18 protein-coding genes and 1 tRNA gene are annotated in these 26720 nt (G+C 67.0%); 7 read left to right on the top strand and 12 right to left on the bottom strand.

The features are described from left to right. The first annotated feature begins 44 nt into the window (after window positions 1-44). A tRNA-Met gene (locus Q8K84_RS10050) sits at window positions 45-121 on the top strand. Window positions 122-282: 161 nt separating this feature from the next. Here the strand turns inward: Q8K84_RS10050 and Q8K84_RS10045 are convergent. From Q8K84_RS10045 to Q8K84_RS10025, 5 genes are all read right to left on the bottom strand, one after another. After that, complete coding sequence (locus Q8K84_RS10045; protein WP_305282509.1) at window positions 283-1893, bottom strand: carboxylesterase/lipase family protein; 1611 nt, start codon at window positions 1891-1893, stop codon at window positions 283-285. Between the two features lie 16 nt (window positions 1894-1909). Continuing rightward, the gene (locus Q8K84_RS10040; RefSeq protein WP_305282508.1) at window positions 1910-3451 is read right to left on the bottom strand and encodes a carboxylesterase/lipase family protein; all 1542 of its coding nucleotides are present in this window, start codon (window positions 3449-3451) and stop codon (window positions 1910-1912) included. Between the two features lie 24 nt (window positions 3452-3475). Then, window positions 3476-4858 carry an MmgE/PrpD family protein gene (locus Q8K84_RS10035; protein ID WP_305282507.1) on the bottom strand — a complete coding sequence of 461 codons (1383 nt, stop codon included), beginning with the start codon at window positions 4856-4858 and terminating at the stop codon, window positions 3476-3478. After that, window positions 4855-5562 (bottom strand): IclR family transcriptional regulator, encoded by a 708-nt coding sequence (locus Q8K84_RS10030; RefSeq protein ID WP_305282506.1) that lies wholly within the window; start codon window positions 5560-5562, stop codon window positions 4855-4857. The genes Q8K84_RS10035 and Q8K84_RS10030 overlap by 4 nt, the downstream gene beginning before the upstream one ends. A 287-nt stretch (window positions 5563-5849) precedes the next feature. Beyond that, window positions 5850-6476, bottom strand: coding sequence for a response regulator transcription factor (locus tag Q8K84_RS10025; RefSeq protein ID WP_305282505.1), 627 nt, complete (start codon window positions 6474-6476; stop codon window positions 5850-5852). A 328-nt stretch (window positions 6477-6804) separates the two neighbouring features. Here Q8K84_RS10025 and Q8K84_RS10020 point away from each other — a divergent pair, with 328 nt between their 5' ends. From Q8K84_RS10020 to Q8K84_RS09995, 6 genes are all read left to right on the top strand, one after another. Further along, complete coding sequence (locus tag Q8K84_RS10020) at window positions 6805-8388, top strand: methyl-accepting chemotaxis protein (RefSeq protein WP_305282504.1); 1584 nt, start codon at window positions 6805-6807, stop codon at window positions 8386-8388. Window positions 8389-8424: 36 nt separating this feature from the next. Then, a complete protein-coding gene (locus Q8K84_RS10015) occupies window positions 8425-10446 on the top strand; it encodes a PAS domain-containing hybrid sensor histidine kinase/response regulator (protein ID WP_305282503.1) in 2022 nt (673 codons plus the stop codon). Between the two features lie 170 nt (window positions 10447-10616). Beyond that, window positions 10617-11555 (top strand): LysR family transcriptional regulator, encoded by a 939-nt coding sequence (locus tag Q8K84_RS10010; protein ID WP_305282502.1) that lies wholly within the window; start codon window positions 10617-10619, stop codon window positions 11553-11555. An 85-nt stretch (window positions 11556-11640) separates the two neighbouring features. Beyond that, window positions 11641-12678, top strand: a complete 1038-nt coding sequence (dgcN, locus tag Q8K84_RS10005; protein WP_305282501.1) for an N-acetyltransferase DgcN — start codon at window positions 11641-11643, stop codon at window positions 12676-12678. Next, a complete protein-coding gene (gene dgcA, locus Q8K84_RS10000; RefSeq protein ID WP_305282500.1) occupies window positions 12636-13637 on the top strand; it encodes an N-acetyl-D-Glu racemase DgcA in 1002 nt (333 codons plus the stop codon). The genes dgcN and dgcA overlap by 43 nt, the downstream gene beginning before the upstream one ends. 59 nt (window positions 13638-13696) lie before the next feature. Then, complete coding sequence (locus Q8K84_RS09995) at window positions 13697-15010, top strand: dicarboxylate/amino acid:cation symporter (protein ID WP_305282499.1); 1314 nt, start codon at window positions 13697-13699, stop codon at window positions 15008-15010. Between the two features lie 13 nt (window positions 15011-15023). Here the strand turns inward: Q8K84_RS09995 and Q8K84_RS09990 are convergent, their stop codons facing one another. The 7 genes from Q8K84_RS09990 to Q8K84_RS09960 form a co-directional block, all read right to left on the bottom strand. After that, entirely contained in the window at window positions 15024-17126 is a 2103-nt protein-coding gene (locus Q8K84_RS09990; RefSeq protein ID WP_305282498.1) for a hypothetical protein, read from the bottom strand. Further along, complete coding sequence (locus tag Q8K84_RS09985; protein ID WP_305282497.1) at window positions 17120-18874, bottom strand: VWA domain-containing protein; 1755 nt, start codon at window positions 18872-18874, stop codon at window positions 17120-17122. The genes Q8K84_RS09990 and Q8K84_RS09985 overlap by 7 nt, the downstream gene beginning before the upstream one ends. Then, entirely contained in the window at window positions 18871-19896 is a 1026-nt protein-coding gene (locus Q8K84_RS09980) for a VWA domain-containing protein (RefSeq protein ID WP_305282496.1), read from the bottom strand. Before Q8K84_RS09980 ends, Q8K84_RS09985 begins: the two co-directional genes overlap by 4 nt. Then, window positions 19893-20801: a DUF58 domain-containing protein gene (locus Q8K84_RS09975; RefSeq protein ID WP_305282495.1), complete on the bottom strand. Its 909-nt coding sequence runs from the start codon at window positions 20799-20801 to the stop codon at window positions 19893-19895. Before Q8K84_RS09975 ends, Q8K84_RS09980 begins: the two co-directional genes overlap by 4 nt. 9 nt (window positions 20802-20810) lie before the next feature. Further along, window positions 20811-21800, bottom strand: a complete 990-nt coding sequence (locus Q8K84_RS09970; protein WP_305282494.1) for a MoxR family ATPase — start codon at window positions 21798-21800, stop codon at window positions 20811-20813. A gap of 72 nt (window positions 21801-21872) precedes the next feature. After that, window positions 21873-23498 carry an amidohydrolase family protein gene (locus Q8K84_RS09965; RefSeq protein WP_305282493.1) on the bottom strand — a complete coding sequence of 542 codons (1626 nt, stop codon included), beginning with the start codon at window positions 23496-23498 and terminating at the stop codon, window positions 21873-21875. Between the two features lie 141 nt (window positions 23499-23639). Continuing rightward, window positions 23640-26441 carry a TonB-dependent receptor domain-containing protein gene (locus tag Q8K84_RS09960; RefSeq protein WP_305282492.1) on the bottom strand — a complete coding sequence of 934 codons (2802 nt, stop codon included), beginning with the start codon at window positions 26439-26441 and terminating at the stop codon, window positions 23640-23642. Window positions 26442-26720 lie beyond the last annotated feature (279 nt).

Here is a 26720-nt window from a genome sequence, read left to right as displayed (position 1 = left end):
TGCCAGCACACATAGGCGCACCAACACGCGCCAATCCCATCTGCCGCGGGGTGGAGCAGCCCGGTAGCTCGTCAGGCTCATAACCTGAAGGTCACAGGTTCAAATCCTGTCCCCGCACCCAAATCATCTCAAAGCCGCCTGACGCAACCCGTCCGGCGGCTTTTTGCTGTCTGACCCCTCAGCTGAGCGCCAACTGCCTGAATCCCCGCCGCCGCACGCCAAGCGCCCTGAGTGCCGCGCGGGACCTCAGGGGCGTGGTGATCTCCCTCGACGATGCTGGCGTCACCCTCCACTGGCGCGCGCCGCCGCTCGCTTGGCCCAATAGTCCCGGAAAAATCCGCGAGGATCCTTCTCCGCCCGGGTCGGGTGTCCGAAGACCAGGGTTGTTCGATCCGTCAGGTCGTAGGCGGGCCACTGCGGCGTCTTCGGATTGTTCGGCTCGCCCGTCGCCGCCAGGGCCACCCAGGCGCCGGCGATTTCGTCGGCGAGCCGCAGATTGTCCCGGGTAGGACCGGCCAGGGGGAAGCGGATATCGTGCATGGAATAGGCGACGTCGATCCCGTGCACGGCGCCATAGCGCCCGTCAAAAGCCGGGCTTGGCGCTTCCCATAGATAGGCCCAGGTGGGCGCGCCGCCCGCCGCGACCCGGCGCTCCAGCATCAGGTTGGCTGACAGTCTGAAATAGGTGTCGCTGGCGATCCTGGCGTTGATGATAAAGGGGGTCGCTGCGGGGGTCTCGTCTCGATAGGCGTCGAGCAGCATCTGGGCGTCCTCGCCGACGCGCTTTTGCAGGCTCCCGAGCACCTCCTCCCACGTCACATCGAACCGTGTCTCGCGATAGGTCCGCTCGTCCAGGGCCGTGGACACCACCAGAGGGATGTCCCGGGACTCCTCCGGGGCTCCAGGCGTGAAAGGGTGGTGCGGAATAGCCTCACCCAGGACGGGCGCGAAGGAGCGGGGCGCCTCGCCGCGGCGGCGTTCCTCAGCCTCGACGTCGGCCTGGGCGGCCAGCAATGTCGTGAATGGGACGGCCTGCAGCGCCTGGACCTGGTGTCGCCCCAGGCCCAGCCGTTGCAACAACTGGCTCGACGCCTTGTCAGCCTGCTCGCGGGTCATCGAGGTCAGGGACGAGCCGCTCATCACGCCGGCGCTGGAGAACAGGCCCTTCGCCCCGGGCATGGCCATCAGGTGGCTCACCTTCGCGCCGCCGCCAGACTGGCCGATGATCATCACGCGTGCTGGGTCGCCCCCGAAGGCTTCCACGTTGCGCGCCACCCATTGCAGCGCGGCGACCAGATCGGACATGCCGGCCGCGCCGGAGTCGGCGAAGGGGCCCTCATCACCCAGATAGAGATAGCCGAGCGCACTCAGGCGATGATTGACGGTGACGACCACGCAGTCGCCGAAGCGGGCCAGCATCTCGCCGTCGCCGCCCGGATTGTTGGAGGACCCGCCGTAGAAGCCGCCGCCATGGAAGCGCACGATGACCGGGCGCTTGCGATTGGCGTTGGGCTCCGGCGTCCAGAGATTGAGGACGAGGCAGTCCTCGCCCATGCCGCCCGGCTGGATGTCGTTCAGGATCAGGTCGGCATAGACGTGCCGCCGATTGCCAGGGATCTGCGGCGCGATATTGCCATAGTCGAAGGCGTCGCGGACGCCGCTCCAGGGCGCGACAGGCTGGGGCGGCAGGAAGCGATTGGCCCCGGCGGAGTCCGCGCCGTAGCGCAGGCCCTTGAAGACGGCGATTCCACCTGAGCTGACCCCGCGGACCTTGCCCGTGGCGGTTTCGACGATGGGGAACAGCTTGTCTTCGGCGGCCCGAACCGGGCCGGCCGCCACCAGGCCGAGGGCGGCGCCGCCAGCGGCGATAAAGGATCGGCGGTCTGTCGTCATAGGGATGTCCTCCGGCTCAGCGGTGCAGGGTGCGGCCCATCTGCTGGGTTTCGTAGCGGCTCATAAATTCGCGTTCAGCGGCCCAGGGGTCGCTCGCCAGTCGGGTCGGGACCTCGAACAGCATCGTCGCGCGATCGGTCAGGTCGTAGGGCGGCCAGGTGGGGATGGCGGCGTTGTTGGGGTCGCCGGTGCGCGCAAAGCTGATCCAGGTGTCGGCCATGGCGTTGGCCATGGCGCGGGTCTCCTCGCTCTCCGGCCCGGTCAGGTGGAGGGCGGCGGCGACATTGTCGAACATGAAGGGCAGGTCCAGCGTGTGCTGGCTGATGTGCTTCCCGTCGTCGGCCGGCGAGCGCCAGGTCAACTGATAGAGATAGGTCGGCGCCGCCTGCGCCCCCACCCGCTGCTCGGCCATGATGGTCGCGTCGCGCACATAGCCGCGGGCTGAAGCGAGGGTGAAGTAAAGCTCGGAGGGCGTGGCCTCCGGCGACGCCGCGCGGAAGGTGGCGATGGCCTGGTCGACGTCCTCGGTCGGGACGAAGCGGCCCACACGGCGGCGCAGCTCGGCCATATCCAGATCAAACGCGCCGTCCTCATAGCCCAGCTGGTTGGAGAGTTCGGTACGAGTGGTGCCGACCATCATCGGGAGGTGATTGGACCGCGCCGGCGCGTGGGGGACGAACGGGTGCTCGGTAAAGGCCAGCCCGTCGAGCACCGGCGAGAAGCGCGAGCGCATCTCGCGCATCACCCGCAGCTGCGCCCGGGTCAGGGCCTCGATAGGCACGGAGAGCAGCTTGTCGATGTCGGCCGGCGCGATCTCCAGTTGCGCCAACAGGGCGTCGGTCAGGCGGCTGGCCTGTTCCGGCGTCTGGATCCGCAGGTGCGAGCCGCTCTGGACGATGCCGCGGGCGAACAAGCCCTGGGCGTCTGCGCCCGCATAGCAGAGGCTGACCTTGCGACCTCCGCCGGACTGCCCAAAGAGGGTGACATTGTCGGGATCGCCGCCAAAGGCGGAGATGTTCTCCCGCACCCAGCGCATGGCCGCGATCAGGTCGAGATAGCCGGCATTGCCGGACCCGGCGTAGGCTGGGCCCAGGCGATCGCCGAGGTAGCAGTGCCCGTAGACATTGAGACGGTGATTGATGCTGACCACGACCACGTCGCCGCGCAGGGCGAGGCGCGTCCCGTCATAGACCTTCTGTGACGCCGAACCCGCCTCGAACCCACCGCCGTGGAACCACAGCATGACCGGCCGCCCGGCGCCGTCGGTGGCCGGCGTCCAGACGTTCACGCGCAGGCAGTCTTCGCTCATCGGCCCCTTGTCGGCCAACATGCCGCGCATCTGGGGCGACTGGTCGCCATAGGCGACGGCGTCCTGGACCCCGGTCCAAGGCTCCAGCGGCTGCGGCGGCCGGAAGCGGTTGGCCCCGCCGGTGTCGGCGCCATACCGCATGCCCTTGAAGACGCTGACGCCCGCGCGGCGGCGGCCGCCCACCTTGCCCTGAGCCGTCTCGACAATGACCAGGTCTTCGGCGGTGGCAGGCTGGGTGAGGGGGGTCATGTCTTGTCTCCTCCGACAGTACGGCTAGCGGGCGATGAGGGCGATCAGGTCGCGGGCCGCGGCCATGTGCTCAATCCCTCGCACCGCCTCGATCACCGCCTTTGCGCGGGCCACGCCCAGGTGGGGCGCCATAAGGTCCAGCGCCTTGGCTTCCACATCGGCCGCGGTCATGGGATGGGAGGGAAAGCCCAGGACGTGCGGGGTATAGGCGTGCACATCTCGGCCCCCCTCCAGCCGCACGCTGACGCGGGCCGACTCCGTTCGGGGCTCGCCCGGTCGGGCTTCCTGCGCCGGATCATGTGCGATCTTCACGCGGTCCATTAGGGCGCGCACCCCCTCATCGCCGGCCATCCGCTCCAGACTCTGCGCCGATACGAAGTCCAGGCGTCCGTCGAGCAGAATGATGGCGGTGAGGTAGCGCAGGTTGAGCGCTGGCATGGCCGCGTCCCGGAACGCTTCCCAGCGGCCGGGCATCTCGATCTTCACGGCTTCGACGGGCGCTCCGGCGATGGCGGGCAACAGGGACAGGAGGGCCTCGACCGCCGGCTGGGTCGGCCCCCCCACCGGATAGCGCTTGTAGGCGGTCAAGGGCAGTTCGGACCGTTGGCCAAGCCCTTCGACCAGATAGGCGTGGTTGCTGTCCCCGCCAGCGAAGACGCCGCCGTGCAGCCATCCGGCGGGATGGTCCAGGGCTTGCCTGACGCCGCGGAAGCCGGCCTCCACCATCAGGGTCGCGTGCAGCCCATCGCGGGCGCCCATGCCGGCGAAGACGAAGGCCTTCTCGATGTGCTCGACGTCCAGCAGCCATTGCCATGAGCCGCCGGCCTGCTGCGCGCAGAAGGTCCACACATCATCGACCTGCGCCGGAGTCAGCCTCAGCAGGGCGGCGGCCGCGGCGGCTGATCCGAACAGCGGACCGATCCCGTGGTTGGCGACGCCCGCCCGGCGAAGATTGGCAAGGCCAAGGGCCTTGGGGAGGCGGCCGGCCAACTCATACCCCGCCATGACGGCGCGCAGCAGATCGGCGCCGCTCGCGCCCCGCGTCTCGGCGAGGGCCAGGGTGACCGACACCACCGCGGGCCCGGGCTGGACGAAGGCGGAGGGGATGAAGTCGTTGATCTCCGCGGCGTGCCCGGTCATGGCGCTGGCGAAGGCCGCGTCAACCAGGCCGGCGCGCTCGTTCGTCGCCAGCATGGTGGTGGTCCCGCAGGGGCCGCTGAGGGACAGGGCGTAGTTGCGCGCCAGGAGGGCCGGCTCAAGATCACGGCAAGCGACCATGGCCGCCAGGGTGTCGAGGATGTGCAGCCGCCCGAGTTCACGATGGGATGCGGGCGGATCGGCGGCCAAGGCGCCGGCGACGTAGGCGCTGAGCGTTCGGGTGATGGAGAGCGGCCCAGGTGAGGTCATGGCTGGGCGAGCGCCTCGCTCATGCGCGCGCCCGCCTCGAGCAGGGCCCCGATGACCGCGTCGCGGTCGGCGCCGACGAGATGTTCGCTGGGGGCTGAGACGGAGAGGCCCGCCTCGGCGGCGGCGCTCCCGGCTTCCACCGCGACGCCGATGCTCAAGACGCCAGGGCTGTAGCTGGAGATCGCATAGCCACGCGACCGCGCCTCATCGAGCTCGGCGCTGACGGCGGCGATATCCAGCCCGTGTAGCTCCGCCGACTGCCTTGCGAGTTCAACCCCGTCCGGCCGCCGGCTCAGCATGGCCTTGCCGCTGGCTGTAAACAGGGCGGGCACGCGGCTGCCGACGCTGGTGCGAAACTGCACAGGGCGCGGGGCGATGAGCTTGTCCAGATAGATGACGTCCAGTCCCGAGAGCAGGGTCAGGCTGACCGTCTCGCCGATTGTCCGATGCAGACCATGAATGAAGCCGGCCGCGATGCGCTTGATCGGAAGCTGGGCGACCGTCCGGGCGCCGAACTCCCAGGTCCGCAGGGTGGCGCCATAGCGACCCGAGGCCTCCTGCCGCACATAGCCCAGCTCGACCAAGGTCCCCAAGAGTCTGTGGGCGGTGCTCTTCTGGAGTCCGGCGAGTTGAGCGACCTCTATCAGCCGCAGCGGCTCGCTCGCGCTGGCGAGGCTCTCAAGCAAGGAAAACGCGCGCGACACCGCTCGATCCACACCGACGCTCCAGCTGATTCCTCGGTCTCTATGCCATACTCTCTCGAAGAAAAAAGCATTTTAGAACGGCGTTCCGGCAGACGGAACGGTGGACGACGGGGCGCGCATCTCTTCTCAAGCGGCGCTGATCCCCCGTCTTTCAACAGGTCTGGCCACCGCCTTGCCGCCTTGTGAAAGAGCGTCCTGTTCGGACGAGTCCCTTAAGCCTGCCGACACCGGTAGGGGCTGCCGTCAGCCCCTAGGGGCGCCGGGGATAGGTGGAGGTTGGACCGCGCCTATGCGAGGAACCGACCGGCGATCAGGGCGACTTCGGTCCGGTTTCGAGTGCCGGTGAGCTTCAGAATCGTGTGGATATGGGCCTTCGCTGTACCCAATGTGATGCCGAGCGTGTCGGCGATCTCCTGGTTTCCCATTCCGACCGCAATACACTTCAAAACCTCCAACTGCCTAGGCGAGAGGCGATCGATTGATCGCGCTGATCGACCAGTCGGAGTGGTCAACGGCGGTGTCGCAGGAAACTGTAGGCGCCCCCCCGCGACGGCTGCAATCGCCGCCTCAAGCAGATCTATTTCATAGTTCTTGCAAGCATACCCCACGGCGCCCGCGTCCTTGGCGAGCCGCACGAAGGCCGGGTTTATCCGGTCATCAATGACCATCACGCGAACCGATTTATGGTGGTGGATCAGCCGAGCCAGGCCCTCAAAATCATACTCGACTGAAAACAAGTCCACGATGAAGAGGTCGGGCGCCGATAGCCCGATCTGCGCGTCTGCTTCCGACAAAGAACTGGTGAAGGTCGGCTCTCCGAACCCTGCGAGTCCGGCCACCACGGCGGCGATCGCCCCGCGGCACAGGGGCTTCTCCTCGAGAATCATCGCGCTCCGCCCCCGCGTCTCGTCCAATAAGCCTCCTTTCAAGCCGGCGATCCTCCCAGTTCGCGTGAGTGTCTTGGGGGCGAGTGGCGACCCACCCGATTTGGCCGGGGGCAATTATACCCACATGGAATTTGTGGATAACCGTCGAGCGAGAGATGAACAATGGGGAATCATGAAATCGACCGGGATCATGTAATAATACCAGTTCTGTGGCTCAACATGGGCATATGCCTTTGGGTATACGCCTTCTGAGTAGTTCTAATGGCTATGGCTATTCTTTAAGTTGGTAACTTAATATCTCATTATCCATCACGGCGTTCTATGAACTGTGAAATTTCACACATAGGACACCGCTATGCCTCGGCACGATGCGCTAGACGATCGCCTAGATTTCATGAAACTTGACGAAGACGCCCGGGCGAACCTCCGGAGGATCAAGCCGATCCTGATGCAAGAACTGCCAGCGGCGTTGGACAGCTTCTACATCCAGGTCCAGAGCCGCCCTGAGACCCGACGCTTCTTCGAGACCGACGCCCATGTCGGCAGCGCCAAAAAACGGCAGCTTGGCCACTGGGAGACGATTTCCAGTGGCCACTTCGACGGGGCCTATGTCCAAGCCGTCACGACTGTTGGAGAGATCCACGCGCGCATCGGCCTGGAGCCGAGGTGGTACATCGGCGGCTACGCCTTGCTCCTCAACGCGCTGATTGGCGCAGTTGTGGAATCGCGGTGGCCTAAGTCGCGATTTGGAGCTCGAAAGGATGCGAGAGGCCCTGAGGTCGCGGCCGAACTTGGAGCGCTGGCGAAAGCGACGCTCCTCGACATGGACTTTGCCATCTCGGTCTATCTTGAGGCTGATGAAGCGGCCCGAAAGCGGGCGGAGGCCGAGGTGCTCGAGCAGGAGCGAGCCTCCGTCGTCAGGTCTGTGGGCGCTGGAATGGCCGCGCTTGCCGCAGGCGATCTCACCTACCGGATGCCAGACGAGCTCGCGCCGGAGTACGGCCAGTTAAGGCGCGACTTCAACGCCGCGCTCGAACGCCTCGAGGAGACGATTTCAACCGTCGGCGCCACAACGGGTGCGATCGGATCCAGCGCCCAAGAATTGGCTATGGCCTCCGACGATCTGTCGCGGCGTACCGAGCAGCAGGCGGCCGGACTGGAAGAGACAGCCGCAGCATTGGATGAAATCACGGCGGCTGTGAAGGCCACAGCCGGTGGTGCTCGTGAGGCCGGCGCCACCGTTGAAGACGCCAAGAAAGAGGCGCAGCTTTCGGGCGAGGTCGTCACGCGTGCGGTTCGCGCTATGGGGCAGATCGAGGAGTCATCGCGACAGATCAGCCAGATTATCGGGGTCATCGACGAGATCGCCTTCCAGACCAATCTTCTGGCGTTGAATGCGGGCGTGGAGGCTGCGCGGGCTGGCGAGGCAGGCCGTGGCTTTGCGGTCGTAGCCTCAGAGGTCAGGGCGCTGGCCCAACGCTCTGCGGAGGCGGCGAAGGAGATCAAGACGCTGATAGCGGCGTCTTCGCATCAGGTGGGAGAGGGCGTGAGCTTGGTCGGGGAAACGGGCCAGGCCCTTCAGTCCATCATCAGCAAGGTGGCTGATATCGATGGGATCATCTCGGCGATATCGGCTTCAGCCAATGAGCAGGCCGTCGGATTGGCCCAGGTCAATGTTGCGGTCAATCACATGGACCATGTTGTCCAACAGAACGCTGCAATGGTCGAGGAGTCCACCGCCGCTAGCCACGCCCTGAAGCTCGAGACGGCCGAATTGGCCCGCCTTGTCGGCGCCTTCAAAACGGCGGGCTCTCACGCAAGCCCAGGGGCTGCCCTCAAGCTGGTGTCGAGCGCTTCGACATCGAGGCAATCGCCGGCAAGGGGGATGCGCGCGGGGGGAGCCGCACTTGGCCGCGCAGCACCGGCGGATCAATCGTGACACGACCTCATACCATGTTCCTGGCTCAATCCTCACATGATCGAAAATAACCTCATCCCCGCGCAAGGCCCAATACCTATGCTGGATGAAACGTCGCCTGTTGATGTGGAGGCAATGGTTCGACACTTGGCTCGAAGCCAGAAATTATCAGGCACTGGGAGTTGGGAATGGAGGGTGGAAACAGACGAGCTATTCTGTTCTGAACAGTTCTACCACGTATACGGGGTGTCTGAAAAAGAGTTCAAGCCAACATTCCAGACATTCCTTGATCTGGTTCATCCGCATGATCGCGACAAGATGCAGGAGGCTGTTGAGCGAGCGGTTCTGAAACACGAACCATACTGTATTGACCACCGTATTATTCTGCCCGGCGGGAATTTGCGTTCTGTGCAGACGCAGGCGGACGTGGACCTAGATCCAGACGGGAGCCTCGTTGGCTTGTTCGGTGTTGTGAGGGATGTGACGCAACAGCGAAATATCGAAAATGACGCGCGCACGACCACCGAGATGTTGGCGTCAATGCTGCGAATTTCTCCTGAGGCCATCATCTTCACCGACCCGGCCGGCTGTATTCTGCAATTCAGCGCTGGGGCCGAGAACGTCTTCGGATACGCCGCAAGGGAGGTCATTGGCCGAAGTGTCGGCATGCTTATAGGCGAAGGTGTGAGGGCCGAGCATGCTCGCCACGTTCAGAATTTCGCCGAGGGGCGTCGCAAGAGCCTGCGGATGGGAGACCGTGCGCCTGTTCATGGACGCCGAAAGAGCGGCGGCCAGTTTCCAGCTGAAGCTTCGCTTGCGAAGCTGGAAACGGCAGGAGGGTTAGCCTTCGTGAGTGTGGTGCGAGACCTTTCGGAAGTCCGGGCGGCCGAAGCGCGATTGACTGAGGCTCGCGAAGCGGCCGAACGCGCGAACCTCGCCAAGTCCAGCTTCTTGGCGAATATGAGCCATGAGATCCGCACGCCGCTCAATGGTGTTCTGGGCGTCGCCGGAGCCCTGGCGCGAACCGCTATGCACCCTAAGCAGCGCGAGATGGTGCAACTCATCGAGACATCTGGGCGGGCGCTTGAGGGTCTATTGAGTGACATTCTCGACCTGGCAAAGATCGACGCGGGGCGGATGGCGTTGCGGCTGGAGCCGTTCGATCTGGAGCAACTTGTCACCGATACCATTGCTCTGTTTCAGGCGAGTGCGGCGCAGAAGGGCGTCGAGCTGAGACTTGAGGCGACGGATCGGAATTGTGGGCACTTTCTAGGAGACGATCTCAAGATCCGACAAGTATTGTCCAACTTGCTGAGCAATGCAGTAAAGTTTACGGATCGGGGTGAGGTTGTCCTTTCTCTCAGCGAGGTCGCTCACGATGAGATTGGCTGCCAGATCAGATTCAAAGTGCAGGATACCGGTATCGGCTTTCCGGAAGAGGTTGCGTCAACCCTGTTCGAACGGTTTGAGCAAGCGGACGGAACTATCACCAGGCGCTTTGGCGGGACGGGCCTTGGTCTAGCTATCTCGAAATCACTCGTAGAACTGATGGGCGGGTCGCTCTCAGCGACATCAATTTCGAACGTGGGTTCAACGTTTGAATTTGATCTGGTGCTGGAGCGAGCCGGAAGTGAAATCCCGCTTAGGGCGGAGTTGGGAGATGCGGCGGAATTTGAGTGGACGCGAAATCTGCGCGTCCTTCTTGCTGAAGATCATCCGATCAACCGAAAGACGGTGCAGATGATACTGGATGGTCTGCCGGTGGAAATCGTTTCGGTAGAGAATGGCGAACAAGCGGTGCGAACTGTTGAGGCGGGAAATTTTGATCTCATCTTGATGGATATGCAGATGCCGGTGATGGATGGCCTTACGGCGATCAAGCTGATCCGGGAGTACGAGTTAAATTGTCAGAACAATCCAACGCCGATTTGTGTGCTCACGGCTAACGCAATGCCTGAGCATCGAGAACTGGCGGTCCAGGCTGGAGCAAATGACTTTTTGACCAAGCCCATAAACGCTGGAGATCTCATCTCCCTCGTCTGTGATGTCGCAGCAAGCGTCCAGGTCAGACAGCAATAGCGGGGTTCCCGGCTGCAGTGGGACCTGAAGCGGTTTCGCGAGGTCCCTGCTGGTCGCAGTGGAGGTGAGCCCACAGGGGTTGGCGCACCGCGCCGGCCTTGCCGGCAGTCCTGTCGGCCATCAGGCTCGAGCCCTTGCTAGGGAGGGGGGCGGTATGGTCTGAGAGACAAATGGAACCGAGCGGCGCCAATCTACCCTCCATGAATCTCCGGCATATCGAGGTCTTTCATGCGGTCTACCGGGCCGGCTCGATCAGCGCGGCGGCCCGGGCCCTCTATGTCTCGCAACCCTCTGTCAGCAAGGTCCTGAAGCACGCCGAAGGTCGGCTTGGCTTCCCGCTGTTCCGCCTGGTGAAGGGGCGACTGACGCCGACGGATGAGGCCCATGCCCTGTTCCGGGACGTCGACGAGATCTACAGCCGCATCGAGTCGCTCAAGGAGACGACCCGCAATCTGTTGAAGGGCGGGTCGGCCCATATCGGCCTGGCGGTGCTGCCCTCCCTGGGGCTGGGAGTCGCGCCCCGGGCCGTCGCCCAGTTCCGCCAGAAGCATCCCGGCGTCACCTTCACCCTGCAGACCCTGCATGATGAAGACATCCTGCGCGCGCTCTATGAGCGCAAGGCGGACATGGCGGTCGCCTATGACGCCCCGCGCCATCCGAGGCTGGCCCATGTCCGCATCGGCACCGGCGAACTGGTTCTGCTCTATCGCCGCGACTACCTCCCCGACGCCCCGCCGCGCCTGGGTATCGAGAGCTTCAGCGGCCACGAGCTGATCAGCCTGGAGGGCAGCGGCCCGGTGGGCGCCCTCTATGCCAGCGAAGTCATCCGGGGCGGGCCCGCCCGACCCCAAGGCATCGTGGTGCAGACCTACTATGTCGCCGCCGCCCTCGTGCGCCACGGCGCCGGGGTGGCGATTGTCGATGAGTTCACCGCCCGGGAAAACCTGGACGCCGATCTTGATTTTCGCCCTCTTTTGCAGCCCGCCAACTTCGGGGTCTATTGCATCTATCTTGAAGACCGCCCGCTTTCCAAAATGTCCCGAGCTTTTGTGAATACTTTAAAGGCGGACATTCAGGACCAGCAGCAGACGCATAACCCCGGGCTATAACAGACCTCTTCCTTTCGAGCTTCGCGCGCGGCTCAGTTTCGCGATGATCGGGCAACAGCGTCGCCCCGGCCCGAAGTGAGAGACTATGATCCCGCCGCCCTACCTGCTCTATCTCGGCGACTCCCAGAATGAGCTTTCCGTCAAAACCTCCCGCGGGGTCGCCTACTGGCGTCCCGACTGGAGTCTGGGAGAGCATCGGCGGCCTGAGTGCACGGTCACCCTGGGCCTGCCGCACCTGAGCTTCACCGAGGCCGCCGCCCAGGGCGCCAAGACCCTGATCGTTGGCGTGGCCAATGCCGGGGGGGTCTTGGGCCCCAGCATCGTCGCCGATGTGGTCGCCGCCCTGGAGGCTGGCCTGCACGTCGCCTCTGGCCTGCATGAGCGGCTGACGGAGCATCCGGCGATTGTCGCCGCCGCCGCCCGTCGGGGCCTGTCCCTGTTCGATGTGCGTGAACCGCCGAAGAAGATGGCCGTCGGCAATGGCCGCCCCCGGGCCGGCCACCGCCTGCTCACCGTCGGCACCGACTGCTCAGTCGGCAAGATGTATACGACCCTGGCCATCGAGCGGGAGATGCGGGCCCGGGGCCTGGCGGCCGATTTCCGCGCCACCGGCCAGACCGGCATCTTCATCGCCCAGTCCGGCGTGCCCATCGATGCGGTGATCGCCGACTTCATCTCCGGGGGCATCGAGGAGATCAGCCCGGCCCGCCACGACGGCGGCTGGGACCTGATCGAGGGGCAGGGCTCCCTGTTCCATCCCTCCTATGCCGGCGTATCCCTGGGCCTGCTGCACGGCGCCCAGCCCGACGCCCTCGTCCTGTGCCATGAGCCCGGCCGCCCGCACATGCGCGGCCTGCCTGGCCGGGACCTGCCTGAGCTCCAGGCCTGCCTCGAGGCCAATCTGGCGTCGGCCGCCCTGACCAATCCTGGAGTGAGCGCGGTAGGAATCGCCTTCAACACCTCTAGTCTCGCCCCCGATGAGGCGCGCCGGCTGTGCGATGAAACCGCCGCGCGCTTCAACCTCCCTTGCCAGGATCCCGTCGCCATGGGCGTGGACCAGATCGTCGACAGGTTAGTGGAATGCTTCGCACCCTCTCAGTCCGCGCAGAACATTGGCCGCTAAGCACGCCATTCCGCATTTCCCGCGGGGTGAAAACCGCCGCTGACGTGGTCGGCGTGACCCTGGAGCAGGACGGCGTCCAGGGGCGCGGCGAGGGGGTGCCCTACGCCCGTTATGGGGAAACCATCGACTCCGTCCTGGCCCAGGTGAACGGCCTGGCGCAGGACATTTCCCGCGGGATGAGCCGCCATGACCTGGCCTCGCGGCTGGGTCCTGGCGCGGCCCGCAACGCTATCGACTGCGCCCTGTGGGATATCGAAGCCCGCCTGGCCGGCCGTGCGGTCGCCGAAACCCTCGGCCAGCCCCCGCTCCATCCCCTGGTGAGTGCGCTGACCGTGAGCCTGGACACCCCCCAGGCGATGGGGGAGGCGGCCGCACGGATGACTGGGGCCACCCTGATCAAGGTCAAGGTTGACCAGAACGACCCGGCGGCTTGCCTCGCCGCCGTCCGCGCAGCCGCGCCGGACGCCGACCTGATCGTCGATCCCAATGAGAGCTGGACCATCGAAATCCTGGGGTCCCTCCAGCCGGTTCTCGCACAGCTCAAGATCGCGCTGATCGAACAGCCGCTGCCGGCGGGGGAAGATGGCGCGCTTGCCGGGTTCAGGAGCTGCGCGCCCATCTGCGCTGACGAATCCTGCCATGTGGCCGCTGACCTGCCAGGGCTCAAGGATCGCTATCAGGTGGTCAACATCAAGCTCGACAAGAGCGGTGGCCTGACGGAGGCTCTTGATCTGCTAAGGCAGGCGCGTGCGATGCACTTTGGGGTCATGGTAGGCTGCATGGTCTCCTCCTCGATGTCGATCGCGCCAGCCTTCCACGTGGCCCGGCACGCCGACTTCGTCGACCTCGACGGGCCCACCTGGCTTGCCAATGACTATGCGGGCGGCGCGGTCCAGCGTGGCGCCGACCTTCTCCCGCCCCAGGGCCTCTGGGGCGTACCCGACGGCCCTGAGGCCTGACCGGCGACCGCTAAGGCGGAACGAGGACGGCGCGACCCCGCACTTTGGAAACTAAGCCGATGACCGACCTCGCGTCCGATCCCGCGCCTGCTGGCGCGCCTGAAGGCAGGGGCGGGCTTGGCGGGCTGGTCCGCCGCTACTGGCTGGACGTCACCCTCTGGAAGCGAATCCTGCTGGGGCTGGTGCTCGGCACAGCGCTGGGCCTGATCATTGGCGAGCAGGCCATGGGCATCAAGTGGGTCGGCGACCTCTTCGTGCGGCTGATCCGCATGATCGTCACGCCCCTGGTCTTCTTCTCCATTGTCTCGGGCATCGCCGGCATGGGCGATGTGAAGCGGCTGGGCTCCATCGGGGCCAAGACGCTGCTGATGTATCTGGCCCTGACGGCCGTAGCGGTATCATTGGGCTTGATCCTGGGCACCCTGTTCCAGCCCGGCGCCGGCATGGACTTCGTGGGGACCACACCGCAAGTGCTCGGGGCCGCGCCGACGCTGGGCGAGTACCTGATGAGCATCGTGCCGCTCAACCCGTTCGCGGCCCTGAACGAGGGCAATATCCCGGCGATCATCTTTTTCGCCATCCTCATCGGCCTGGGCATCCTGATCATCGGCGAGCCGGCTGCGCCGGCCGCGCGCCTGTTTCAGATCGGCTCGGACATCATGCTGGTCCTGGTCCGGGTGATCATGGAGCTCGCGCCTTTCGGGGTCTTCGCCCTCGTGGCCTGGGTGATGGGCACCTCAGGCCCCAGCACCTTCGTCCATGTCTTCCTGCTCGCCGTGGCCCTGGTCCTTGGCTGCGCCATTCAGACCCTGATCGTCCATGGGGGCGTCATCCGGTTGATCGCCCGCCTGCCGGTCGTCCCGTTCTTTCGCGACATTGCTGATGCGGTGATCGTGGCCTTCTCCACCTCGTCCAGCGCCGCGGTCCTGCCGGTCGCCATGCGGGTGGCGGAGAAAAACCTGGGGGTCAGCCATACGGTGGCCTCCACCACCCTGCCGCTGGGCACGACGCTCAGCATGGACGGCACGGCCCTCTATGTGGCCCTGCTGGCGGTGTTCTCCGCCCAGGCCTTCGGGGTCGATATGACCGCCGCCCAGTATCTGATGGTCGGCCTGGTCTGCGTAGTGGTCGCGGTAGGCACCGCCCCTGTGCCCTCGGCCTCGCTGTTCATGCTGGCCGCCGTGCTGCAGGTGATCGGCCTCAGCGCTGAGCAGACCGCCCTGGTGGTGGGCTTCATCCTGCCCTTCGACCGTATCCTCGACATGACCCGCACCGTGCCCAACGCCACCAGCGACCTGGTGGTGGCGGTCACGGTGGCCAAGTGGGAAGGCGAGTTGGACGAGGCCGTCTATCGCGCCAAGCCGGTGGAGTAGGGCGGCCGGCTGACTATTCCGGCGCCGACCAGACCCAGAGCAGGTTTTCCTGGCGCGTCCAGCCGGTCCGCCCATCGCCCAGGCGGACCCGCCGCCAGCCTAGATAGGCCTGATCGACCCGGCCTACGCTGCCCCCGGCCAGCTGGATTTCCGCAGCCTCGGCCGGGGTGTCGACAGGCAGGGCCCGCAGGGGACCGGCGCCCCAGATCACCACGGCCTGCGAGCTGCTGAGCGGGCCGTAGCTCGCCAGGGCCGCAGCGCTGACCATACCGCACACCAGGGCCAGAGCGGCCAGGCCCAGGCCGGCCCGGGCCAGGTGGCGCCGCGGCCGATAGCGCGCATAGAGGGCCGCCCCCAGGCCCGCTGTCCCCAGCGCTCCGAAGGCCAGCGAAAGCCAGCGCCAGGTCGCCGGCGAGGCCAGGGCGATGCCCCGCCCACGCCAGTCCCGGGGCCGTGGCACGCTGGCGCCGGGCTCCAGGCTGTAGCCCGCCTTGGCGCCGGTGGTCAGCCAGAGCTGGCGGAGCTCGGGTTGAGACGGGTTCTGCACCCAGGCGACCGCCGCATGGCCGGCGGCTTCTTCCCAGCGGTCCTGGGCGGCCAGCGCGACGGCCAGATTGTGCCGGGCCCGCCAGTCCAGGGGGGCCTCGGCGACCTCCGCTGCGAGGGCCTTGGCGGTCATCTCCTGGGCGTCAGCCTGGCCGGTCATCAGGATCAGGGCCAGGCCTGCCAGGCCTGCGGCCGCAGGCAGCAGATTTCGCCGGCTCAGGGCCGCGGCCGGCTTGAAGGACGGTGGGGGCCCAAGGTCCTCGAACAACCTGCGGGCCCGTCTCGTCCAGTCTTCGGGAAGACGGCCCTCCCGGCCATAGAGGAAGCGGTCAGCCTCAGCCGAGAGCTCACCCCACCTGGGGTCGCCGAAGGCGTGCGGCGCCGGCGCCGCCAGGCCCAGGCGCAGGCGCAGCGCGGCGTCCCTTTGCCAGTCGCGCACCAGGGCGCGGGTCGTGGCGGGTTCGGGGTGATCGGCCAGCCGCGCCAGGGTTTTCGCCAGCCGCCGGTGGGCGCCCCTGGCGAGGCGGAAGGGATCGCCCTGATGGGCCCGCCAAAGGGCCAGCCCCATCCACAGTCCGACCAGCCCCAGCGGCGCCGTCAACAGGGTGATGCCGAAGAGGATGTCGGCCGGCGGCGCAATTGCGGAGCCCTGGCCCTTCAACATCGGCGGCAAGGGGGCCTCCTCATCTGGGATTGCGCCCGCGGGCAGGTCCGGGGGCAAGAGGTCCCCATGGGGTCCTGGCAGAACGTCCAGGGTGATCGGCGCGGCGAGGTGACGGACATAGCTGCCGGACTGGGGATCAAAGGCGATCACCTCAACCGCTCCCAGGACGTAGCGCCCGACGCGCTGGGGGACGAGGGTCACAACTTCGCTCAGGGTGCGTTCGAACAGGCTGGAGTCCGCCCCTTCGATCTGTTCGGGCTCGCCGATGACCTGGAAATCCCGCGAGACCTGGCGCGCGGGCAGGCCGGAGATGGCGGGCCAGTTGCCCGATCCTGACAGGGTCACGCGCCAGATCAGGCTTTCACCCACTCGGACCTCCTCGGCCACGATGGCGGACTCCACCGTGAACTCGCCGACAGCCCCCATGAAGCCTTGCGGGGCCGCGGGCAGGGGACGGATCCGGAACAGCCCGGGCGCGCTCTCAATGGTCCGGGTCTCGGTGATCGCCCGCTGGTATTCCTCCATGTCCACGACGCCGGTCTGCAGGCGCATGACCTGGCGGGCGGGCTGCAAAGGCGTCAGGCCGGGAGCCAGCGCCATGGCGCGGGTCTTGAACTCGATGACCGCGCGCGAGGCCCCCGGCGCCGGGGGCGCTCGCAGGGCCGGGGCGCCCCAGGGTTCCGCCGCCAGAGGCTCAGAGGCCCACTCAAGCTCCCCTTCCAGATTGCCGAATGTGTTCCAGTCCACCGTCCAGGCCAGGGTCAGCTCGAAGACCTCGCCGGCCCACAGGGGTTTGGCCGGGGCTTCGAAGGCCCCGCTGACCTCCTGGGCCTGGGCCAGGGCCGGGAGGGCGAGACCTGCGGCGGCCAGCAGCCCGGCCAGCCAGGGTCGCAGGCGGCTCACCATGTCTGGGCTCCGGCCGGCCGCGGGGTCGTCCGCGCAGCCTGCCGCCGGAGGAAGAGCTCGCCGGGGGAGTCCGCGGCGCGCAGCCGGCGCAGGGTGTCCAGGGGCTGGACAAGGGCAGGATTGCGCCACTCCGCCGGGTCGAACTGATCGGACTTGGAGCCGCCCACATTCTGAAGACCCTGCTCGCCCGCCGTCGGCGCCTCGTCGTCCTCGCCCGATGACTCGCCTTCGCCTGGCTTGGCCTCCTCGCCGGCCACCGGTTGCTCGCCCGTGGCGTCCATCGGCTCATTGGCCGGATCGGCGGGCCCGGGATCTTCCATCGGAACCGGCGGCGGCGGGGTGAGCAGGCGTTTCAGCTTGGCTTCGGCGGCGGCCCAGTCGGTCAGGTCAGGGTCCAGACGCCGGCCTTCGACTATGGCCGCAAGCCCGTCGCGCATCACCCCATCCTCGAGGGGATGGCCGTGACCCCGGTGGATCTCACCGTATCGAATGGCGACGTCGGTCACCCGCTTGTAGTCACCCGCGGTGAGACGCCGCCGGGTCACCAGCTCCTCGGCCAGGCTGCGCATCTGCAGCAGGGGGTCTTCCTCCCCCTGAAGATCAGCTTCAGTCAGCAGCGGACCCTGGGCCAGGGACAGGCTGGCCGGCGCCAGGGTCAGCGCAAGGGCGACCAACAGCACCGCCCGCCCAAGGCCAGGCGTGCGCGCCTGGCGAAGCCGGGGATGGGCTGGAACCTCCACCGCCGCGCTCCAGGCGAGGAGAATGAGCGCCGCGGCGGCGAACCAGACAAACTGATCGGCGGCCTGCACCGCCCGGGCGGCGGCCAGCCCCGTCGCCTCGGGCGCGGCGGCGCTGGCGGCCCGGACGCGGCTGCTGAGATCGACGGCGGCGGCGAGATCAAGCGACTGCCCCCCCGCCGCGCCGCCTGCGGCCAGGGCTGTGAGGACCTCCGGCGACAGGCGAGAGATCACTGGCGTGCCGTCGGGGGCCCGCAGCGGGGCGCCATCTGGGCCAGGGGGTGCGCCCCCCGCCTCGGTTCCCAGACCGACCGCAATCACCCGGACGCCCTGTGCCCGCAGGCCGGCCAGACTTGTTCGCCACGGGCCGGGCTCGGCCTCGCCATCGCTCAGCACCACCAGCACCCGGCCCTGGGGCGTGTCGCTGAAGCTGCTCAGGGCGACCTCCAGCATGGCCTGCAGATTGCTGCCGGGGCTCGGCATGTGTTCGGGCGAGATGTCGGGCAGGTATGTCCGCAGGATCGCCTGGTCCTCGCTGACGGGCGCCAGGAGATGAGCCTCGCCCGCATAGCCAATCAGGCCGATCCGCCGGTCAGGCAGATCGTCGGCGAGCCTGAGCGCCAGGGCCCGGGCCCGGATCAGCCGCGAGGGCGAGACGTCGCTGACCAGCATGCTGCGGGAGAGATCAAGGGCGATGACCACCTCGCCCGGCGCGGCGTCGTCGGCTGAGGCCGGCGCCTGGCCCCATTGCGGGCGGGCCAGGGCCGTCACCAGCAGCAGGGCGGCGAGCCAGAAGCGCCACGGCCTGGCCATTGGCCGCCCGACGCTGGGACCAAACCGGGCCCGACCGCCGATGACCGCCCCCCGCCGAATCTGGCCATCCGGGCGGGGCGCGGGCGAGGATGCGCTTTCGCGGCTCTTTCTGGGCGGCCGGTCCAACAGAATCTGAAGGCCGATCAGGGCGGGGACGGCGGCGGCGAGCCACAGCAGGTGGGGCCAGTAAAAGCTCATGGGCGGACCCGGGCCATACGGCCGCCGGCGGCGCCCCAGATCGGCGCGGCGCCCAGAAGGAGGAGCAGGGCGCCTGCCAGGGGCCAGGGGAAGAGCTCGGTGGTCACCCGCCGCGTCCTGACCTGAAAGGCCGTCTTCTGGGCGGCGTCGATGGCGGCGAAGGCCTCGCTCAGGGCGGCGGTGTCGCCCGCCTGGACAAAGCGACCGTCAGTTTCCCGGGCCATGCGCTGCAGGGCCTCCACATCCAGGGCGGAGGGAAACTGCCGGGTGCCGACCCGCCGACCCTGGTCGTCGAAGATCGGGAAGGGCACCATGCCGTTGCGGCCCGCGCCGATGGCGTAGACCGGCACGCTCCGATGGCGCGCCAGGGCGGTCGACTGGGGCGGGGTCAGGCTGCCGCTGGTGTTGGCCCCGTCGGTCAGCAGCACCACGAACCGGCCTACGGCTTCATCCTGGTCCTCCCGGGGGCGCTCCAATCCAGCCAGGGCGATCCCCAGGCCGTCGCCCATGGCGGTCCCATCTTCCAGCAGTCCGATCCGCAGGCCCGCCAGCTGCTCGGCCAGCCAGGCATGGTCGGTGGTCAGGGGGGCCAGCGTATAGGCCTGGGCGGCGAACAGCACGACGCCGATCCGGTCGTTGGGCCGCTCGGTGACGAAGGCCTGCAGGGCCGGGCGAATGGCCTCCAGCCGGTTGATGGGCCCGTCGGGTCCGACATAGTCCTCCGCCAGCATGGAGCTGGACAGGTCGATCGCCAGCATCAGGTCATAGCCGCGCGAGACGACGTCCTGGCGCTCGTCTGTCCGTTGAGGCCGGGCGAGGGCGACGATCAGCAGGGCCAGGACCCCATAGAGGCAGATCATCCGCCAGGGCCCGCCGGGCAGGGCGCGGGGCGGGCTCCAGGCTGCGGCATAGGGGGTGAGCCAGACCGGCGCGCGCCCGCGCCAGCGCCGCCAAGCCGCCAGGGCGGGGATCAGCAGCAGCAGCCAAAGGACCCAGGGCAGGGCGAACTGGAAGGCGTTCATGGGGCGCCGTGAGCCCCGCCGACCCGCCTCGCGCGCAGGAAGCCGACCAGGGCGGCCAGGGGATCAGCGGCGGTGTCCACCACCAGCCGGTCAAGGGGATCGGGCCACCAGGCCCGCCAGATCTCTTCCCGGGCGGCGCGCCAGGCGGCATGGGCGGCGCGGCTGGCTGGCGTGTCCTCCACCCGGGCCAGGCGGCCGGCGGCCGGATCATAGGCGGTGAAGCCGCCGCCCTTGGGCGGCGCTCTCTCCCAGGGGTCTTCGACCCGCACGCCGATGACAGGGTGGCGGCGGCGAAAGGCGGACCATTCCGGCGGCGGCGGCGCGGCGGGAATCTCGCCGAACCAGACCATCAGGGCGCCCCGCGGCACAGGCCCTGACAGCAGGGGCCATGGACGGAAAGGCGCTGGCGGCGCGGGGTCGGGCGCCTCGGCGGCGAACAGCTCCCCCAGGGCGGTCAGCAGGCGGGCGCGGCGGCGGGTGGGGTTGTAGAGCGTCTCGCCCCCGGGGGTCTGGCGCAGCAGGCCTGCCCGCTCCCGGTTCACCACCGCCAACATCAGGGTCAGGGCGGCGAGCTGCAACAGGATGTCGCGCTTGCTGGCTGCGCCGGAGCCGAACTGCAGGGCCGGATCGTCGCTGACCACGGCGAAGACGGTGAGTTCGCGCTCTTCGACAAACACCTTGCGATAGAGATCGCCCAGACGGGCGGTTACGTTCCAGTCGATGTCGCGGATGTCGTCGCCATAGGCGTAGCGGACGACCTGATCGAACTCCATGCCCCGGCCCCGGAACACCGAGCGGTGAGCGCCCCCCAGCAGGGTCTGCACCGAGCGGCGGCGCAATTGCCACTCCAGCCGTCGCAGGGCGCTCTGGGCCCGCGGATCAATCACCGGCGAGGGCGCGTTCATCGGCTGGAATCAGCCCGGCACGGCGACGGCGGCCAGCGCCTGTTTGACGATGGCGTCGGGGGTCAGCCCCCCGGCCTCGGCCTCATAGGTCAGGCCGATGCGGTGGCGCAGCACGTCAGGCGCCACCTCCTGAACCAGGTTGGGGGTCACCTGGTCGAGGCCCCGCAGGAAGGCGAGCGCCCGGCTCGCCTGATAGAGGGCCAGGGTCGCGCGGGGCGAGGCGCCGAAGGCCAGCGTGCGTGGGCCGCTGGCTGGCGCGGCGGCCAGGTCTCGGGTGTGACGGACCAGGGCCAGCAGATAGGCCTGGATCTCCGGGGCGACGAAGATTTCGTCGACGGCTTCGCGCAGGGCCAGGAGTTCGGGGCCACTGGAGGCCGCCTCGACCACCGGGGCGCGGGTCGCCGAACCCCAGCGGCGCAACATCTCCAGCTCGTCCTCGCCAGACGGGTAGTCGAGCAGCAGCTTGAACAGGAACCGGTCGGTCTGCGCCTCGGGCAGGGGATAGGTGCCCTCGTGCTCCACCGGGTTCTGGGTGGCGAGCACCAGGAAGGGATTGGGCAGGGGATGGCGGGTCCCGCCAATCGTCACCTGCCGCTCCTGCATGGCCTCCAGCAGGGCGCTCTGCACCTTGGCGGGCGAGCGGTTGATCTCATCGGCCAGGACGATATTGGCGAAAACCGGCCCTAAATGGGGGGTGAAGCTGCCGTCATGGGGGGAATAGACCAGGGTTCCGACCACGTCGGAGGGCAGCAGGTCCGGGGTGAACTGGATGCGTTCAAAATCGAGGCCCATGGCCTGGCCCAGGGACTTGACCAGCAGGGTCTTGGCCAGGCCGGGCATGCCCTCCAGCAGCACATGACCGCCGACCAGGAGGGCGATCTGCAGCCGTTCGACTACGTCCTTCTGGCCCAGGACCGCCTTGCCGATCTCGGCTGACAGGCGCTGCGCCCAGGCCGGCCCCGGCAGGTCTGATGATGTGGCGGGCTCGGGGAGACTCATCAGGACCATCCACTAGATACAAACGCCGCCGGCGCGCCCCATGCCGGGCGCGCCGGGTACTTCAGAAGTGCGCTATTGCCCGCGTCTCAGCACGCGGCCGTGACGCTCCTCGGTCACCTTGCCCGCGCTGAGCGCGGTCTGGCCGTTGACGAAGATGTACTCCATCCCCTCGGAATAGGCGTGGGGCTCCTGATAGGTGGCCACGTCCCGGATGGTCTCAGGATTGAAGACCAGCACATCGGCATAGGCGCCCGGCGCAATGACCCCGCGGTCCTTGATGGCGAACACCTGGGCCGGCAGGCCGGTGGAGGTGTGGATCGCCTGGGCCATGCTGATCACGTCGCGCTCGATCACATAGCGGCGGAACTTCCGGGGGAAGGCGCCATAGGCCCGGGGATGTTCGCCGCCGACGCCGAAAGCGGGCAGGGCGCCGTCGCTGGAGGTCATGGTCCAGGGTTGCTGCATGAGGCGTTCAACATCGCCTTCGTTCATGTTGAAGGAGACGATGCTCGAGCCGCCCTTGATCAGCATGTCGATGGCCGTATCCAGGGGGTCCTGCAGGTTCCGGCGGGCGATCTCGTCCAGGCGCATGCCGTTGAGAGACGGATCGGCCTGGTAGTTGCGGATCATGATGGCGTTGGCGCCGGCCCGGCGTTCCAGGTTGGCGACCATTTCCTGCCGGATCAGGGCGCGCTGCTCGGGGTTCTGGAGGCGCTTGATCGTCGCGTCCGGTCCGCCCTCCTGCGCCCAACCGGGGACCAGGGAGCTTTGCAGGGATGAGCCCGACGCCGCGTAGGGGTACTGGTCAGCCCAGATCGACAGGCCTTCGGCCCGGGCGGCGTTGATCATCTCCACCGCCTGCTCCGACTGACCCCAGACACTGGGGCCGAGCATCTTCATGTGGGTGACCACACCGATAATGCCGGTCTGGCGGGAGACCTCGATCAGTTCCTCGATGGCCCCCAGAACGCCCACATCATAGCTGGACTCATCACGGACATGGCTGATGTGAAAGGCGTTGGGATAGGTGTTGGCGACCTTGGCCAGGGCCACCAGCTCGGAAGTGTCAGAGAACTTGCCAGGAATATAGAAGGGCCCGCTGGAGAACCCGAAGGCCCCGAGGTCCATGGCCTTCCTCACCAGGGCCTCCATGCCGGCCAGCTCGGCAGGCGTCGGCTTGCGGTTTTCCAGGCCCATGACGTCCCGGCGCACGCCGTTGTGGCCGATCATCGGCACGACATTGACGCCGGGCTTGTTCGTCTCGATGTCCGTGATCAGGGGCGTAAGGTCGCCAGGGCCGCCCCCATCGGGGTTGATCATCACCGTGGTGATCCCCTGGTGGAGCACGGGGATCGCGGCGGCGAGTTCAGGCGTGCCGATCTCCGGCGCAGCGTGAGAATGCGGATCGATGAAGCCGGGGGACACATACTTGCCGGTCGCGTCCACCACCGTCGTCGCCGTCGCCGTGGCGGGGATGACGCCGAATGCGACGATGCGCTCGCCCTTGATCGCCACATCGGCGGCCTTGCCCTCTGCGCCGGTGCCGTCAAACACCGTGCCGCCGCGGATCAGGACGTCATACTCCTGAGCCAGGGCCTGAGCCGAAACCCCGGACATGAGGCTAAGCGCCAGGCCGGCCCCTAGCAGGCGTCTGCGGATGAGGCCTTGAGGGGGGGAGGTGTGGCGGTCGTAGGCCATGGGTGTCTCCAGGATCTTGGGCGGGTTGCGCGCCATTGTCTCTTCAGAACCTGTCGAGCCCAGGCGTGGGGCTTGGTCCTGTCGCAAGGTCATAAGACACGAGGCCCGATCCTTTCGGATCGGGCCTCGCCTGGACGGGGGTCAGTACTCGAAGCGCACGCCCACCCGGAACACGCGGCCCAGGATGTCGTAGACGCCCTGACTGGTGGAGGGATTGCCGTAGGCGGTGCCGGCGGGGCCTTGCGGAACAATCGCCGGGTCCCGGTTGAGCAGGTTGGAGATGCTCACGAAGGCCTCGGTCTTCTGGAGCAGCTTCAGGTCGTAGGTCATCGCCAGGTCGACATAGAAGGCGCCTTCGACGTGGTTGTTGTTGATTGTCCGGTTGGCGATGGTCGAGGCGGGGCAACCGGTGGTGCATTCGACAAAGGCGTTGTCGAGCTTGCTGTCGCTGACGCCGCGGCCCGTGACCTGGATGGTCCAGGGATCAGCCGTGTAGGTGGCCGTCGCGCGATAGATGAACTCCGGCAGGGCGACTGAGCCGGCATTGTCAGTGGGGACGTCGATGCCGTTGTCTTCGAAGTTCTCCAGGTAGTAGGTGCCCACCGCCCGCAGGGCCATGGAACCGGGGCCGAGGTTGAAGCGGTAGGAGGCTTCCAGATCGAGGCCGCGGGATTTCTGAACCGCGAAGTTGAACGGGCTGACCGAGACCTGGCTGATCTGGTTGCCCGACCGGACGATGGCCGCGCAGAATTCCTGATTACCCTGGAAGCAGCGATCGACGATGGTGTTGGCGAGAACAGAGCCGATGGCGCCTTCGATCTCAATGTCGAAGTAGTCGATGGCGGCGGCGAAGCCCGGCAGGAAGCTGGGCTGGACCACCACGCCCAGGCCCCAGGTGTCAGCCAGTTCGGGGTCGAGGGCGAGATTGCCGGTGGTCAGTTCCAGGAACTGGGTCGCCTGTCCGTTGTTGAAGGGATCCAGCAGGGTGTTGGTGCGGCTGGTGCCTGCGGCGAACAGTTCGTTCAGGTTCGGCGCGCGGATGTCCCGTGAGCGGGTGACGCGGAAGCGCAGGTCAGGGATCGGCGAATAGACCGCGCCCACCTTCCAGGTCGTGACATAGCCCGAGGTGCTGTAGTCGGTGCCGCGGACCGCGGCGTTGAGGTCAAAGCCGTCGGCGAGCGGGACGACCGCCTCAACATAGGCCTCGGTCACCGTGTAGGAGCCGAAGGTCGGGCGGTAGTTGCCCACGAACCAGCCGGACTGGAATACGGTCGGAACATTGCCCGAGACCTCTTCCTTGCGATGCTCGATGCCGGCCGCCATGGAGACCGGACCGGCCCAGGTGGAGAAGGGGTCGCCGGAGATATTGGCCGCGGCGACCTGCTGGGTGAAGAACTGCTCGCGCTGCGGATCGCCCAGGATGTAGTCCAGGGCGGCCTGGGAATTGACGCCGATGCCCATCCGGTTGAAGGGCACGCAGCCATTGCTGGGATTGGTCAGGGTTGAGCGGCAGACGATCTGGCCGTTCGGCGCGAAGACCGCGTCCTGGGCGAGCGCTAGGCGGGCGTTGTTGGTGATGTCCTTGGCGATCTCAAGGGTCTCGGTTTCGCCCCGCTGATAGTAGGCGTCCCAGCGCCAAGCCCGGTCAAAGGCGGTGAAGTCACCCTCGGCGCCGACCACGTAGCGGGTCACGCTGCGCTCATTGTCGGTCTTGCGGATCGGGAGGTCGGCATTGGTGGTGCCGAGGCTGAAGCTGGCGATGTTCAGGGCCGCCAGCTGCTGACGGATGTTGGCCGGCAGGAAGGCGTTGTCCGAACGAATGGTGACATTGCCCTGGTTGAACTGGACGCCGGTCCAGCCGAGCGAGGCGTGGGTGTTGTAGGACGCCTGAGCAAAGACCTCGATATTGTCGGTCAGGTCATAGCTGACCCGGCCGAAAATCCCTTTGCGCCGGTCATCAGCGTTGAGGGACTGCTTGTCATTGACCTGGACGGAGCGCCAGTCGCCACCGATCATCCAGGGATCGCGGGTCAGGCCGTAAGCCTGCTGGCTGACCGCGCCGCCGACGCCGAAGGTGGTGCCGCGCAGGGGCGTGTTGACGATGATGCCGCCGGGGCTGGCGTTGGACAGGCCGGCGCCGCTGGTGACAAAGCGCTCGGGCTGACCATTGCCTGGGGCGTAGTTGGGGTTGGTGATGATGTACCAACCATCATTGTTCCAGTCCCGCGGCACGCCATAGATGCCTTCGCGATCGGCGATTTCGCCGTTCAGCAACAGGTGGCCGCGGCCACCGGCGAATTCCGTCCCATAGGTCAGGTTGACCCGGTACTGGTCATCGTCGCCATAGGTCGTCTGGCCGCCTTCGATCGAGCCCTTGAAGCCTTGGTAGTCGGTGTTGAGGATGAAGTTGACCACGCCGCTGACGGCGTCGGAGCCGTAGGCGGCCGAGGCGCCGCCCGTGACGATCTGCACGCCGCTGATCAGGCCCTGCGGGAAGGTGTTGACGTCCACGGCGCCGGTGATGGTCGAGCCCACCGAACGCTGGCCGTTCAACAGCACCAGGGTGCGGGTGGCGCCCAAACCACGTAGGTTCAGGGCGTTGACGCCCGAGGTGCCGGCGCTGATGGAGGCGTTGGAGGTCTGCGGCGTGGCGCTGCCGACGATGGAGGGAATGTCGTTGACGAAGTCGGCGACGTTGGACGGCGCTGCGGCCAGGATCTCGGTCTCACTGATCACGGTCAGCGGCGTGGGGGCCTGATAGCCGTCACGGACGACCCGAGTGCCGGTGACGACCACCTCCTCGACGTTAGCCGGCGCAGGCGCCGTCTGAGCCTGGGCGGAGCTGGCGCCAGACGCCGCGATCACCAGGGCTATGAGAGACGCCCCGCCAGCGAGGCCCAATTTCTGGGCAGATTTCCAGCCCTGAGTCTGCGCAGCGCGCATTTGAACATTTCTTGACATAACTAGCCCCCTCGGAATTGACGATAAGCAAATTGTTCTTTCCGCGACCCGGTTTATTGTGCATCACCGGCATAGCGACAATCTGCATCCGTATTCGATATGAGGTTGTCGGCCCCCTGCGCGGGTGTCAACGCCGGCTCCCCTTCGGAATATTGCGGCGCCCATAACCCTCAGTCATGGGTGACGCGTGGCCGCAGGGGGGTGAAACTGCGCCAGGCCTTGTATGGCCTGGGATCGCGGACATTCAGAATTGAGACGTCT

The sequence above is a fragment of the Phenylobacterium sp. genome, assembly GCF_030679875.1.
Lineage (GTDB): Bacteria > Pseudomonadota > Alphaproteobacteria > Caulobacterales > Caulobacteraceae > Phenylobacterium.
The sequence above is the reverse complement of the archived record's forward strand: the minus strand, read 5'-3'. Positions and strand labels throughout refer to the sequence as shown.